The sequence below is a fragment of the Altibacter sp. HG106 genome, from assembly GCF_028561755.1.
Lineage (GTDB): Bacteria > Bacteroidota > Bacteroidia > Flavobacteriales > Flavobacteriaceae > DFVG01.
Genome location: NZ_JAQQTD010000003.1, coordinates 90,701 through 104,363 on the forward strand (window position 1 = coordinate 90,701; position 13,663 = coordinate 104,363).

The window sequence follows — 13,663 nt, forward strand, 5'->3', positions numbered from 1 at the left end:
AAAAGTACGATTTTTATACCAACTCGACAACAATTATGAGTTGATGTTCAAGACCTTATTCTTCGGAACCGATAAGCGAATGGAGAATCGATTGTAAAAACGAAAGCAAGAGGCTGAACAAGAGTGCCCACCAGAATCCGGCCACGCCAAAACCCTCTAAAAATGCATCGGCCATAAGGATTATGAGCGCGTTGATAACCAATAAAAAGAGCCCGAGGGTGATGATGGTCACCGGAAGGGTTAGAATGACGAGTATGGGCTTTACAATGAGGCGCAGTAAGGCAATGACTATAGCTACAATCACTGCCGAAACATATCCTGCTACGGTAACTCCGGGTAGGATCTTAGCAAGAATAACAACAGCTACGGCTGTAAGCAATATTTTCAGAATGGTTTTCATACGTTGGTTTTAAGTTCTAAGGTACAAAAAAACCGCGCTTGAAGCGCGGTTTTTAATTACTGTTAAGGTCGTTTATCCCTAGTTATTGGCTGCCGTTACCGTGCCATAGTTTCCGATATTCACTTTCGGAATGGTAGCATTATAGGTATTGTTAATGGCGTCAATGATTAGGTTCGCTGTGTAGGCATAGCCACGGGGAGTAGGGTGTACTCCATCTAATGAAAATGCACCACCGGTTACGTATTGCGAGCTAAGCACTCCACCGTCGAAGGCAACACCGCCCTGAGCAACCTGTGCTAAAGCCGAACGCGCATCTACAAAGGCAAGTCCGTTTGCAGAAGCTAACCCTTGAATGGTCGCGTTATATGCCGCGGCCGCAGTTGCCACGCGCCCTTGTTCGGTAGCGGTAAGCACCAAACTATCTTCCAACGGAATCGAAACACCTACCACTCCAAGAGGGTTAGATGGGTCGGGAGTTGTTCCTAATACAGACGACGCCGGCAATACTACTAAATCATCAGCATTCGCCTGACGTAATTGTCCTAGTAAATTGGCCGTTGGGGCCGGTAAGTTGAAAGGAGGTCCTTGAAGGATTAGCGAAATATCAGTTAAATCATCATCAGCGATGATCGGGAAATTAACACCTTCAGAGAAGCTCACCATGCGTGCCGCTGCTTCTTCCGCAGAAATCACACCAACTCCTACCAATCCTGGAAGTACCTGAGAGTTATACAAGGCGAACTGTGCGTTCACCGTAGCTGCAGTGGTAGCATCCAAAGGAATGGATTGTACGGGTACCGTTGTAAAATACGGGATGGAGGTAACATCAGGGATATTAACCAGTGCTCCACCAGAGGCACCAGCAGATAAGGCAGCAACCTGCTCGCTGTACACGGATGCGAATACGTTGGGATCGGTAATATCATTACTTCCGTAGGTACTTGGGTCGAAGTTTCCGGTTTGGTCTACTCCAGATCCTCCGGAAGTAGCGTACCCTAAAATATCATTATTTCCAATCCAAAGGGTAAAGAATGACGGACTCAATGATGCCGCATCTCCAATAATGGTCGAACTCGCACTGGTCGCGAATCGCGCGTAGTATGGATTCGCCGCATCTGGCAATCCACCTACATTTCCATAACCGGGGGCCACCAAATGGAAACTCTTGGCTCCAGGTACTCCCATGTTATTATACGGCCCAGGGATGCTATTCCCTACATCGGTCGTTGGGTTTCCTTCTAAAAGAGTCGGACTCGGATTTCCGGAAGCATCAACCGATAGTACGAGACGATTGGGCTGAATTTGCACGCCTCCCAATAACAACCCACCGAGGTTATCGGCCATAAGAGGCTGCGTAAAAGTTTCACTTCCCCCCGCCTTAGCAAACTGTTGTGCCATAATGTTCGGGAATGAATTTTCTTGTCCTGTGATATATAAGGCACCGTCGGCATAGCCTGCAGTTAACGAGTTTCCAACTGCCACAAAGGTAGAAAGGTTGGCATCTCCACTGCTGTAAAATCCGGCGTCTTCCACCGAATCTTCAAATTCTGGTTCACAACTAGCTAAAACCGCAATGGCTGCTAGTGCTATATATTTTACTGTATGTTTCATTTTTCTCAATTTTTTTCTGAATTACATTCTATACGTTACTCCAAGTCCAGGAATAAAAGCATTCGACTTGTACTTTCCTTCAAACGGTACCACTTCTCCGTTTTCAGTATATCCTTCATAGGAAGCATCTACCTCTTTGAAATGAAGGTATAGGAAGGAGGCGTCAATTTGGAAGCGTTCTCCTACGTTAAACGTAAGACCTGCAGTATATCCATTACTATCGTTTCTGGGTGTTTCAGGCGCAAAGAATCCTTCTTGCACCGGACTCTCATCAAAGTAATAACCGGCACGCAAGGTGAACATTTTAGTCGCTTCATACTGTAATCCGAAACGATAAGTGGAAGCGTTCTTGTAGTTTCTAGGATTGAAAGAATCTGGAATATTAGGATCGGCGAAATCGATATCCAGAGAATCATACACATCCCAGAAAGCACGGTTGTAATCGAATGCAAACAACCACTTATCACAGAATTCGTACGACAGACCTACGCTCAATTCGGCCGGTAACGGCAAGGAAGCATCAATCTGGGTATCGGCAAAAGGTGTTAAGGGAGAGTTTGGAATATTTTCAAAATCGGCATCGCCGCCTTCCGCTTCCAAAATAATTTCAGAACGGTAGTTAGCCCCTATTCGAAGGCGATCGGTTGGTGAAAACATGGCTCCCACCGACCAACCCCAGTTGCTCACTCCGGAAGCATCAATCGTTACTTCACTGCGATTTCCGTCGAGATCGGTTAAGGTTCGATTCAGATTACGGTTAAAGTTAACCGATCCTGTCACATAGATAGGACCTCCACCCACACTAAAGTACTCGCTCAATTTGAACGACACAGTAGGTTGAATGTAAATGGCCTGAAGGTCGATATTGTTCACTAGGTGTGATCCAGCCCAATCATCTTCATACTCTACAGTACTACCATAAGGCGTATAAACACCAATACCAAAGGCCATCCAATCGGTAGCTTGGTAGGAAGCGTAAAAATAAAGTGGTGTCCCTACAGGACTGTCGGTACGAGCGAAAGCTCCAGTTTCTTCGTTTTGGTAAGCCACATTTGAGAATACACCGCTTACCCCGGCTGAAATACTCAATTTATTTTCCAAGTACACCAATCCGGCTGGATTGAAGAACAAGGATTCACTGCTATTTACGACGGCTACTCCGGTGTGCCCCATCGCAAGCGCCTTTTGCCCTTGCAAGCTCACCCGGTATCCACCGGCATAGGTTACTGCAGCCGTTAAAAAGAAGGCAGCAACTAGTAAAACTTTCTTCATAATTCGATTCATTTGGGTTCTGAAATTGTTAAAAATTATTGTTTTTTATTATTAAATTCTTGATATCAACCTACGTTAGCTTCAAAATTTTGACAACTTTTTATTATGTATGCATAATATCTCAATGCAATGTTATAAAAAATTAATAACATTTTGGTAAAATTCCTCAGGATTTTCAGCGTGTAGCCAATGCCCGGCATTTGAGATTTGAACGATCTTTGCCTTGGGAAAATGTTTGTGAATTAACACCTCATCCATGGGTTCAATATACCCTGATTTTGCCCCACCTAAAAACAGCGTTTTGCCCGAATACACCCGATCGTTCTCTAGCGCAATCCCAATGGCAGCAATTTCTTTCGTCAATACTGGAAGATTCATTCGTAGCCCTAACACGCCTTTCTCCTTCCAATACAAATTCTTCAATAAAAACTGACGCACCCCTTTTTCCGGAATATAACGGCTTAAGACAGTATCGGCAGCACCTCTGGAGGTTATTTCGGAAAAATTCAACTGCGAAAGCGCCTTTAAAATATCCTGGTGATGTTGCGGGTAGGCTTTTGGCGCAATGTCTGCCACCAGCAAGGCCTGAACTCGCTCAGGATTTAGGGTCGCGAATTCCATCGCTGTTTTTCCTCCCATGCTGTGTCCCAATAGAACACCATCATCTACCTTATGATGATCGAGGTAGGTGAGCAAGTCAGCCGCCATCACTTTGTAACTGAACGCAGCTTGATGAAAGCTCCTTCCATGGTTTCGCTGGTCTACCAAGTGCACTTCATAACCGGCATCAGCAAATCGATTCCCCAAGGTTTTCCAATTGTCACCCATTCCTAAAAATCCATGTAGGATAATCATGGGGGTACCGCTTCCTAATATCTGGGAATGTAATAGCATGGTTACTGTAGCTTGTTTAGGTATTGTTTAACTACGGAAGGTAATCCTTCATACAGAGATTCACATATTAAGGCGTGCCCAATGGAAACTTCCGCCAAATGTGGAACCTGTTCTTTGAAATAAGCAATATTCTCGAGCGACAAATCATGGCCCGCATTGATTCCCAAGCCCAACTCGTGCGCACGATTCGCACAGGCCACATAAGGAGCAATCGCTTCCTTATTTCCTGAGGCGTATTCTTTGGCATAAGCTTCCGTATATAATTCGATACGGTCTACACCGGTTTCAGCGGCCCCTTCAATCATAGCGAGCTCCGGATCCACGAAGATAGAAGTTCGAATCCCCTTCTTTTTACATTCCGAAGCCACCTCCGATAAAAAGGATTTGTGAACCAGCGTGTCCCAACCGGCATTTGAGGTGATAGCATCTACGGCATCCGGCACCAAGGTCACCTGCGTAGGTTGTATGGCTAGTACCATGTCTAGAAAAGCATCGATAGGATTTCCTTCAATATTATATTCGGTTGTCACTACCTCTTTAAGATCGTACGCGTCTTGATAGCGAATATGGCGTTCATCGGGCCTTGGGTGAATCGTGATGCCTTGCGCTCCCATCTTTTGAATAGCCACGGCTGCCGCTACTACGTTGGGCATATCCCCACCGCGAGCATTCCGCAAGGTGGCGATCTTATTAATGTTCACACTTAATCGTACCATAGTTTGCTTTTGTGCCACAAAAATACGAAGTTGAGATGCGCTTTTCCACCATTATTTTAAGTAATTTGCATAAAAACCAGACTGTGGATACAGAAACCTACATTATCAACGATATTAAGGCATTAGGACTCGATACTTTGGTACGGGAACTCCAGAATACCTTTAACCAACTCACCTTTTCACATATCCCAATTGTGAATGACCAGGGGTATTTGGGATGTGTTTCGGAAACAGATGCACATTGTTTTGAAGCCTCCAAACCTATAGCAGAGTTTCAGTATGCATTAGAAACCTTTCATGTGCGTAAGGATACCCATTGGCTGGATATCTTAGAAGCCTTTGCCTTACACGGAAGCAATATCATGCCGGTCTTAGGCGAGCTTAATGAATACCTGGGATACTTCGAACTAAGTGATATCATGAGCTTGTTCAACAACACGCCGTTCTTAAATGAAACCGGCGGAATCATTGTAGTAGAAAAAGGGCTGCGCGATTATTCCTTCAGTGAAATAAGTCAGATTGTAGAATCGAATGAGGGAAAAATACTAGGCATGTTCATTTCGCATATTAACGACGACACCATGCAGGCTACCATTAAAATTGGGCACTCGGCCATGAATGAAATCGTGCAAACCTTCCGCAGATACAGCTATGACATTGTTTCGAATCACGACGAAGATAAATTACTGGAAGATTTGAAAAACCGCTCGCGTTACCTCGATAAATACCTAAACATTTAACCTATGAAGATTGGTATTTACGGGCAATTTTATCACAAGCATTCTGAAAAATACGTACAGCTCATCCTGGAGGTATTACGCGCCAAGGCGGTGGATGTGTATATTGAAGAAGATTTTTTAGACTTGATCAACCTACACGAAGGAATTCCTGATAGTTTCGGATCGTTTCAAACCTTCACCCAGCTGGATGATTCATATGATTTGTTTTTTAGCATCGGTGGCGATGGTACCATTCTCAAATCGGTAACGCTGGTGAAAGACCGCAACATTCCAATTGTTGGGATCAATACCGGAAGACTTGGATTTCTGGCAACCCTTCCGAAGGAAAAAATTTCAGAAAGCATCACCCAAATTTTGCAAGGTAATTACACCTTATCTCATCGAACACTTTTGCAGGTGCAAACTACTCCCGCGAACCGGGATCTTCAAAAATGGCCCTATGCGCTCAACGAGATTGCTGTAAATCGAAAGAATACCACCTCGATGATTAAAGTGGAAACCCAAGTTAATGCCGAACATCTCACCTCGTATTGGAGCGATGGTCTTATCATATCGACTCCTACAGGTTCTACGGGGTATTCCTTAAGTTGTGGCGGACCCGTAATTGAACCGGGAACGCATAGTATTTCGCTCACCCCCATCGCACCGCATAACTTAAACGCCAGGCCTTTTGTTATATCAGATGAAAGCACAGTCACCTTAAGGGTAACCGGACGCGAAAAATCGTACCTCATCTCGCTTGATTCCAGAATTGCGACCTTGGAGAACAATACAGAAATTACTATTAAGAAAGCGCCCTTTTCCATTCAACTCGTGCAGCTTCAAGAAGACACCTTCATCAAAACACTCCGTAAAAAACTTCTTTGGGGAGAAGACAAGCGCAACTAGGCAATAAAAACAAGGAATTATTGTTAATCAACGTACACAAACGTACCGCTTCCTATGGGGAGCGAAGATAATTGTTATATTTGCAAACTTTTAAGGATAATGAAGCAGCTTACCACGGTATTTTTTGTTTTGATGATGGCCTTCGGAGCCACCGCTCAAACCTATGAAATCGGTCCGCTTGTGGGAGGATTGAACTACATCGGGGATGTAGGACGAACCAACTACGTAGCGCCCAACACCCTTGGTTTTGGTGGTGTTTTTAAATGGAACCGAAGTCCGAGACACTCCTTCCGGGCCTCTGTGCTCTTCGGAAAAATCAAAGGAGATGATGTCGATGCGAGCGATCCAAGAAGAACCCAACGAGGATTATCTTTTGAGAATAATATATTGGAGGCTTCGATTGGACTTGAATACACATTTTGGGAGTTTAACTTACATAAAGGAACCCCTCAATCCACTCCGTATCTTTATACCGGGCTCACTTATTTTCAATACGATGCGTTACGACGTACCGCAGATGATCGCATTGTGAGTTATGATGCAGCCGGAACCGCCGCCATTCCGATGGTTATTGGTTTTAAAACTTCCGTAGGAACCAAGCTGGTATTGGCGTTAGAAGGAGGTGCTCGCTATACGTTTACGGATAATCTCGATGGAAGTAACCCCAATAAAGGATTATCAGATGAGGAAGGATTAAAGTTTGGAAACGTTAATAGTAACGACTGGTATGTATTTACGGGCATAACCCTTACCTTTACCTTCGGTAGAAAACCCTGTTACTGTAACTTTTAGCATGGAAGTCGAAGCAAACATAAACTCTGAAAAACTTCCGCAACACGTAGCCATCATTATGGATGGTAACGGTCGTTGGGCGAAACAGAAAGGGTTGTTCCGCACGATTGGGCATGAAAATGGCACCAAAGCCGTCAAAGAAACCGTCGAATCCTGTGCGCGCTTAGGCATTCCGTATTTAACCCTCTACGCCTTTTCAACGGAAAATTGGAATCGGCCCAAGCTGGAAGTAGATACCTTAATGAAACTGTTGGTTTCGTCCCTAAAAAAAGAAATTAGTACGCTACAGGAGAACGACATTAAATTGCATGCCATTGGCAACTTAGATGCCCTGCCAGGCAAGGCTAAAAGAGAGTTGCAGGACGTTATCGACAAAACCAAGAACAATACGCGAATGACTCTCACGCTCGCACTCAGCTATGGTTCTAGGGAAGAATTGACAAAAACCATCCAAGAGATTAGTCTTAAAGTTAAAAATAACCTAATTTCGCCGTCGTCAATAGACGAATCGGTAATTAATAATCATCTTTACACCCGCGATTTACCGGATGTTGATTTGCTTATTAGAACGAGTGGGGAACAGCGTATTAGCAATTTTCTTCTTTGGCAAATTGCCTATGCTGAATTGCACTTTACCGAGACCTTTTGGCCCGATTTTACGAAGAACCATCTTTTTGAAGCTATAGTAAATTATCAAAACAGAGAACGAAGATTTGGAAAGACAAGTGAACAGATTGAAAATTAATACCTTACTACCTTACAAAAAGTTGTGCTTTATCTTACTCTTTTCGCTACTTGCGACCGTTTCGCTATGGGCGCAACAGAAAGAACTAGATAGCGGAAAAAAATACACCCTCAACTCCATTACGGTCACCGGAGAACAGTCTTTTAACGAAAATACGGTGATCGCGTTCACCGGACTAAGAAAAGGAGATGAGCTCTATATTCCTGGACAAAAATTGAGTGATGTAACCAAAAAGCTCTGGGAACAAAACCTGTTTAGTGATATTGCTTTTTATGTTACTAATATTGAGGGAGATCTGGTAGACCTAGAACTCTATATTGAGGAATTGCCCAAACTAGGGACGGTTACTATTGAAGGGGTTCGGAAAGGAAAGCAAAAAGAGATTATTAAGGATAACAATCTGACAGCGGGGGTTAAAATTACCAAGAACCTACTGGAAACAACCAAGAATTACATCCGGAATAAGTACAAAGAAAAAGGCTTTTATAACACGCAAGTGCGCATAAGCACCACTCCGGTAACCGACTCGACAGGCCAGGAGACGGCTCAGAACATGCGCATTTTGATCGATAAGCGTGATCGGGTGAAAGTGCGCTCCATTACCTTTAATGGAAATGACGCGTTAACCAATGGAAAGTTGCGCCGTTCTATGAAGAACACCAAGCGTCGCAATATCTTTCGGGTGTGGAAAATGTCGCGATACACTGAAGACGGTTTTGAAGAAGATAAGGCATCCTTGATCGATAAATACAAGGAAAACGGATATCGTGATGCTCGTATCGTACGGGATACCGTATTTCCTGTGAGCGATGATCGTCTTGCGATCGAAATGGACATTGAAGAAGGGCAACAGTATTATTTCGGAGATATTGAATTCATCGGAAACACAGTGTATACAGATGCCACGCTTCGAAGCTATCTAGGGATCGCAGAAGGCGATGTCTATAACGGTGTCTTACTCCAGGAACGTATTGCCGATAACGAAGATCCGGAAGCAGCAGACATTACCAATCTTTACCAGAATAACGGATACCTCTTTTCTCAGATCAATCCGGTGGAAGTGGCTGTTCGTCAGGATACCATCGATTTTGAAATTCGTATTCGGGAAGGCAAGCTCGCTTATTTCGATCACGTGACTGTAGTGGGGAACGACAAGACCAACGATCATGTTATTTATCGAGAGCTACGCACCCGTCCTGGTCAAAAATACAGCAAGCGAAATGTGCTGCGTACGATTCGGGAATTAGGACAGCTGGGCTATTTTGATGCCGAACAGCTGAAACCTGAATTTAAAAACGTAGATCCTAATAACGGAACGCTCGACATGGAGTATTCGGTAGTAGAAAAAGGATCGAGCCAAATTGAATTGCAAGGAGGTTACGGAGGAGGTGGTTTCGTAGGAACCCTCGGACTCTCGTTCAACAACTTCAGTCTGCGAAACATGTTCAATTTAGATGCCTACAAGCCGCTTCCTATGGGGGACGGGCAGAAGCTATCTTTACGTGCGCAGGCCAGTAGTTTTTACCAAACCTATAGTCTTTCGTTGATTGAACCGTGGCTGGGCGGAAAGAAACCCATTCAGTTTAGTACCAGTTTTTCACATACTATTCAATATTTATTTGACTTTGTTAATCGTGAAGCCGATCGAGATCGACGCTTCCTGATTACCGGAGGTTCGGTAGGGATCGCCAAACGACTACAATGGCCAGATGATTATTTCCAGTTGTCACAGGCACTCAGCTTTCAGCACTATAACCTAAAGAATTACAACACCGGACTCTTTACTTTTGGTGATGGATACTCCAATAACTTGGCGTATACCATTGGTTTAAGTAGAAACAGTACTACCGCCAACCCTATTTACCCGAGAGGAGGTTCTATTTGGAATGTTTCTGCCAAAGTCACTTTCCCTTACTCGGCTTTCAACGGGGTAGATTACGGAGCCCTGCGCAACGAGCGGGACGGTTTGGTAGATTTTCTTGCTGAAAACCCAACTAGTGTCGATAGCCAGGAACGTATTGCTGAGATCGATCAGCAGCGATTTAACTGGTTGGAATATTACAAAATCAAATTTTCTGGAGATTGGTATACCCCATTAACCAATGATTTGATTCTGCGGACCCGTACCGAATTTGGATTCTTAGGAGCGTATAACAACGATCGCGGAGTGCCCCCATTTGAACGATTCTTTGTAGGTGGAGACGGACTAGGAGCGTTTAGTCTGGATGGTCGAGAGGTCATTCAGCTGCGCGGATATCCAAACCAATCGTTATCTACGAACGATGGAAATACCATTTACAATAAATTTTCGTTAGAATTAAGACATCCGGTAACTTTGACACAATTAGCTTCCATTTATGTGTTGGCATTTGCAGAAGGAGGCGCTGCTTACGATGGCTTTAGAAACTATAATCCTTTCGATATTAGTAGGTCTGCTGGTGCAGGATTGCGTATATTTATGCCGGCATTTGGATTGTTGGGGATTGATTTTGGGTATGGTTTTGATCCTATTTTGAACGGTACAGAACGAAATGGATGGGAAACTCACTTTATTATCGGACAACAATTTTAAATTTGGCACGATATTTTCTAACTATAAATCGCATTATGAAAACCAATAAGCTGCTACTTTTTTTATTCATCTTCTGCTGCGTGATATTAACAGCGGAAGCCCAACGAGGTGCTCGCATCGGGTACATTGATATGGAATACATCTTAGAAAGTGTTCCCGAGTATCAAGAATCGGCTACGCAACTCGATGGAAAAGTACAGCGTTGGAAAGCCGATATTGAAAAGATGAGTAAGGAGATCGATCAAATGAAGCTAAACCTCAGCAACGAGCGGGTGCTTCTCACCACAGAATTGATCGAAGAGCGGGAAGAAGATATTAAGATCAAGGTAGATGAAATGTTGAAATACCAACAAGACCGATTTGGTCCTAATGGCGATTTAGACATTCAGCGGAGACAGCTAATTCAGCCTATTCAAGACCAAGTCTTTAACATAGTACAAGAAATTGCGGAAAACAAAAAGTACGACTATATCATGGATCGTTCTACCGATCCTTCGATCCTTTTTGCCGCCAAGCGGAATGATATCAGTGAAATGGTACTTCGCCAGATCAATCGCGCGGCCAAACGCGAAGAAGTGACCAATCGCCGTGAGAAGAAAGAAGTTGAAAAGCGGGAAGAACTTTCCCTAGAGGAAGAAGAAGCGATTACCGAGCGGGAAGAAGAAATTGAAGCGAAAAAAGAAGAGCGGGAGGCCATTATGGAAGAACGTCGTCGCGTTCGAGATTCGATTCGTGCCGCTCGTAAAGCCGAATTTGACGCACGACGACAAAAGCTATTGGAAGAGCGACAGGCCCGTCGTGATTCGATCATGAACGCTCGTAAAAATAGAGGCAATGGCGGACTTCCAGAAGGGGATGGCACCGAAGAGGAAGAAGGCGAAGGAAATAACGAAGAATAAAAATTATAACACTTAAAATAAATTTTAACTAGAGAATGATGAAACAAGTGAAATTACTATTGGTAGCAGCAGTGATGTTTTTAGGAGTTGCTACTGTTCAAGCACAAGAAGTAGCGCATATCAATACCCAAGAATTGGTGGAAGCTATGCCTGAAATGAAAGAAGCGCAAAGCCAATTGGAAAAGCTTCAGAAAACATATGACACCGAGATCAAAGCGATGGCGAAGGAACTCGATGCCAAGTTGAAGCAATACGAAGTGGAAGCGGAAAGCAAAACAGACGCTGAAAACCAAAAGCGTTTTGAAGAGGTGCAAACCATGCAAAACAACATTGGAGCCTACCGTCAGCAGGCGATGCAAGATCTTCAGAAAAAAGAAGTAGACATTTACAAGCCTATCCTTGATAAAGCGCGTCAGGCCATTCAAAAAGTAGGTCGTGCCAAAGGATACAAGTATGTAATCGATGCGAGCCCAGGAGGAGGTATCTTACTTGCTGAAGGTCCAAATCTTATGGCTGATGTAAAGAAAGAATTGGGAATCTAAGACCCTCAACTTTTTGTAAAAAAGCAAACAGCCCGTCGATAGTCGACGGGCTGTTTTTTTATCTTTATGGCATGAGCATACAACCCATAGGCATATTTGATTCTGGCGTAGGCGGCGTTTCTATTTGGAAAGAAATACATGCCTGCTTGCAACAAGAAAACACGCTGTATTTGGCAGACAGCAAACATGCTCCCTATGGAAATAAATCGGCTGATGACATTGTAGCGCTCTCTGTAAAGAACACCGAATACCTGTTATCACAGGGGTGTAAGCTAATCGTGGTGGCATGCAACACGGCCACTACCAACGCCATTTCCCACTTGCGAAGCAATTATGACATCCCCTTCATTGGTATTGAACCCGCGATTAAACCAGCGGCACTTCAAACCAAAACGAAAAGCATTGGAATTCTAGCGACCAAAGGTACCTTGAGTAGCGCATTGTTTCATCAAACGGCGGAAGCCTTTACTAAAGATATTTCTGTGATTGAAATTGTCGGGGAAGGATTGGTACCGCTTATTGAAGCCGGAGCTATGGATTCCGAAGAAACCATCGAACTGCTTACCACCTACATGAAACCCATGCTAGCCGCCAATATCGACTATCTGGTGTTGGGGTGTAGCCACTACCCATTTCTCATTCCGTCACTGAAAAAAATCCTTCCCCCGCACGTTACGATCATCGACTCGGGAGCTGCGGTAGCGAGGCAAACCAAAAGTATACTCGAACAATACAACATGCTCAATCACACCACAAGTGCACCCACACTTCAGTTTTTCAGCAATGGAGACACCCGTACCCTCACGCAATTGTTAGGCAATATACAGGCGGAGGTTTTTATAGAACCTCTGGATTTTTAGTTAGCTAAAAAAACTAAGCAGGTCTTTCTTCCGCGAGGGACTCACCATAATTTCCTTTCCAGAGCGCAACACCACACTCCCCCCTTTACCCTTCCGGTATTCGGTGACCGCATTCACATTGACCAGAAATGATTTATGAACTCTGGCGAATCCAAATTCGGCTAACAAATCTTCAAAATATTTAAGCGTCTTGCTAACCAGTTTCTGACCTTTTTCAAGGTGAATGTGCGTATAGTTATCATCGGCTTGGCAATACAAAATGTCTTTCACCTCTAACACTTCAAACCCTTGTTGTACCGGGATGGTGATCTTGCCTGCCACTTGTGAGAGCGAGGTTGTTAACACCGAATCCTGTAAGGCATTCTCTTTTTCTTTAATTTCATGAACGTAATCTACGGATGCAATCAGTTTGTCGATGGAAATAGGTTTCAGAATATAATAGGATGCATGCGCATTCAACGCATCAATAGCATAGTGATCGTAAGCCGTCACAAAGACGGTTTCAAACTGACGATCCCCAACCTGATCGAGCAGATCAAAGGCATTTCCATAAGGCATTTCCACATCTAAAAACACCAGGTCAAGCTCGTGATTCCGTATTAATTTAAGTGCTTCTTCTACGTTCGCTGCTTCCCCAACGACCGTTACTTTTGGACAGTATTTTTGGAGATAATTTTTCAGAATATCCCGACTTGTCTCTTCGTCTTCTACAATGATGGTTTGCAGTTTCAT

The 13,663-nt window shown here is 43.9% G+C and carries 14 protein-coding genes; 8 read left to right on the forward strand and 6 right to left on the reverse strand.

Annotation, left to right across the window (positions count from 1 at the left end; genetic code table 11):
* Positions 1-55: 55 nt before the first annotated feature.
* From PO830_RS05775 to PO830_RS05795, 5 genes are all read right to left on the reverse strand, one after another.
* Positions 56-400, reverse strand: coding sequence for a phage holin family protein (locus tag PO830_RS05775; protein ID WP_272852589.1), 345 nt, complete (start codon positions 398-400; stop codon positions 56-58).
* A gap of 78 nt (positions 401-478) precedes the next feature.
* The gene (locus tag PO830_RS05780) at positions 479-2,011 is read right to left on the reverse strand and encodes a G-D-S-L family lipolytic protein (RefSeq protein WP_272852590.1); all 1,533 of its coding nucleotides are present in this window, start codon (positions 2,009-2,011) and stop codon (positions 479-481) included.
* 21 nt (positions 2,012-2,032) lie between these two features.
* Positions 2,033-3,283, reverse strand: a complete 1,251-nt coding sequence (locus PO830_RS05785; RefSeq protein ID WP_272852591.1) for an OmpP1/FadL family transporter — start codon at positions 3,281-3,283, stop codon at positions 2,033-2,035.
* Positions 3,284-3,415: 132 nt separating this feature from the next.
* The gene (locus tag PO830_RS05790) at positions 3,416-4,177 is read right to left on the reverse strand and encodes an alpha/beta fold hydrolase (protein ID WP_272852592.1); all 762 of its coding nucleotides are present in this window, start codon (positions 4,175-4,177) and stop codon (positions 3,416-3,418) included.
* A 2-nt stretch (positions 4,178-4,179) separates the two neighbouring features.
* Entirely contained in the window at positions 4,180-4,893 is a 714-nt protein-coding gene (locus tag PO830_RS05795; protein ID WP_272852593.1) for a pyridoxine 5'-phosphate synthase, read from the reverse strand.
* An 83-nt stretch (positions 4,894-4,976) separates the two neighbouring features.
* Between PO830_RS05795 and PO830_RS05800 the strand changes: the two genes are divergently transcribed.
* From PO830_RS05800 to murI, 8 genes are all read left to right on the forward strand, one after another.
* Positions 4,977-5,633, forward strand: coding sequence for a CBS domain-containing protein (locus PO830_RS05800; protein ID WP_272852594.1), 657 nt, complete (start codon positions 4,977-4,979; stop codon positions 5,631-5,633).
* A gap of 3 nt (positions 5,634-5,636) precedes the next feature.
* Positions 5,637-6,521 carry an NAD kinase gene (locus PO830_RS05805; protein WP_272852595.1) on the forward strand — a complete coding sequence of 295 codons (885 nt, stop codon included), beginning with the start codon at positions 5,637-5,639 and terminating at the stop codon, positions 6,519-6,521.
* Positions 6,522-6,620: 99 nt separating this feature from the next.
* Positions 6,621-7,313: a type IX secretion system protein PorG gene (gene porG, locus PO830_RS05810; RefSeq protein ID WP_272852596.1), complete on the forward strand. Its 693-nt coding sequence runs from the start codon at positions 6,621-6,623 to the stop codon at positions 7,311-7,313.
* 1 nt (position 7,314) lies between these two features.
* The gene (locus PO830_RS05815; protein WP_272852597.1) at positions 7,315-8,058 is read left to right on the forward strand and encodes an isoprenyl transferase; all 744 of its coding nucleotides are present in this window, start codon (positions 7,315-7,317) and stop codon (positions 8,056-8,058) included.
* Positions 8,039-10,630 (forward strand): BamA/OMP85 family outer membrane protein, encoded by a 2,592-nt coding sequence (locus PO830_RS05820; RefSeq protein WP_272852598.1) that lies wholly within the window; start codon positions 8,039-8,041, stop codon positions 10,628-10,630. The genes PO830_RS05815 and PO830_RS05820 overlap by 20 nt, the downstream gene beginning before the upstream one ends.
* A 35-nt stretch (positions 10,631-10,665) precedes the next feature.
* Complete coding sequence (locus PO830_RS05825; RefSeq protein ID WP_272852599.1) at positions 10,666-11,529, forward strand: OmpH family outer membrane protein; 864 nt, start codon at positions 10,666-10,668, stop codon at positions 11,527-11,529.
* 35 nt (positions 11,530-11,564) lie between these two features.
* Complete coding sequence (locus PO830_RS05830) at positions 11,565-12,071, forward strand: OmpH family outer membrane protein (protein ID WP_336375863.1); 507 nt, start codon at positions 11,565-11,567, stop codon at positions 12,069-12,071.
* 71 nt (positions 12,072-12,142) lie between these two features.
* On the forward strand, positions 12,143-12,931 hold the full coding sequence (gene murI / locus PO830_RS05835; protein WP_272852600.1) for a glutamate racemase: 789 nt from the start codon (positions 12,143-12,145) through the stop codon (positions 12,929-12,931).
* Here the strand turns inward: murI and PO830_RS05840 are convergent, their stop codons facing one another.
* Complete coding sequence (locus PO830_RS05840; RefSeq protein ID WP_272852601.1) at positions 12,932-13,663, reverse strand: LytR/AlgR family response regulator transcription factor; 732 nt, start codon at positions 13,661-13,663, stop codon at positions 12,932-12,934.

Bases quoted from the DNA above. Each gene is read 5' to 3' on its own strand.
- PO830_RS05775 (WP_272852589.1), bottom strand. From the start codon at position 400: ATGAAAACCATTCTGAAAATATTGCTTACAGCCGTAGCTGTTGTTATT.
- PO830_RS05815 (WP_272852597.1), top strand. From the start codon at position 7,315: ATGGAAGTCGAAGCAAACATAAACTCTGAAAAACTTCCGCAACACGTA.
- PO830_RS05780 (WP_272852590.1), bottom strand. From the start codon at position 2,011: ATGAAACATACAGTAAAATATATAGCACTAGCAGCCATTGCGGTTTTA.
- PO830_RS05795 (WP_272852593.1), bottom strand. From the start codon at position 4,893: ATGGTACGATTAAGTGTGAACATTAATAAGATCGCCACCTTGCGGAAT.
- PO830_RS05825 (WP_272852599.1), top strand. From the start codon at position 10,666: ATGAAAACCAATAAGCTGCTACTTTTTTTATTCATCTTCTGCTGCGTG.
- murI (WP_272852600.1), top strand. From the start codon at position 12,143: ATGAGCATACAACCCATAGGCATATTTGATTCTGGCGTAGGCGGCGTT.
- porG (WP_272852596.1), top strand. From the start codon at position 6,621: ATGAAGCAGCTTACCACGGTATTTTTTGTTTTGATGATGGCCTTCGGA.
- PO830_RS05840 (WP_272852601.1), bottom strand. From the start codon at position 13,663: ATGAAACTGCAAACCATCATTGTAGAAGACGAAGAGACAAGTCGGGAT.
- PO830_RS05790 (WP_272852592.1), bottom strand. From the start codon at position 4,177: ATGCTATTACATTCCCAGATATTAGGAAGCGGTACCCCCATGATTATC.
- PO830_RS05805 (WP_272852595.1), top strand. From the start codon at position 5,637: ATGAAGATTGGTATTTACGGGCAATTTTATCACAAGCATTCTGAAAAA.
- PO830_RS05785 (WP_272852591.1), bottom strand. From the start codon at position 3,283: ATGAAGAAAGTTTTACTAGTTGCTGCCTTCTTTTTAACGGCTGCAGTA.
- PO830_RS05830 (WP_336375863.1), top strand. From the start codon at position 11,565: ATGATGAAACAAGTGAAATTACTATTGGTAGCAGCAGTGATGTTTTTA.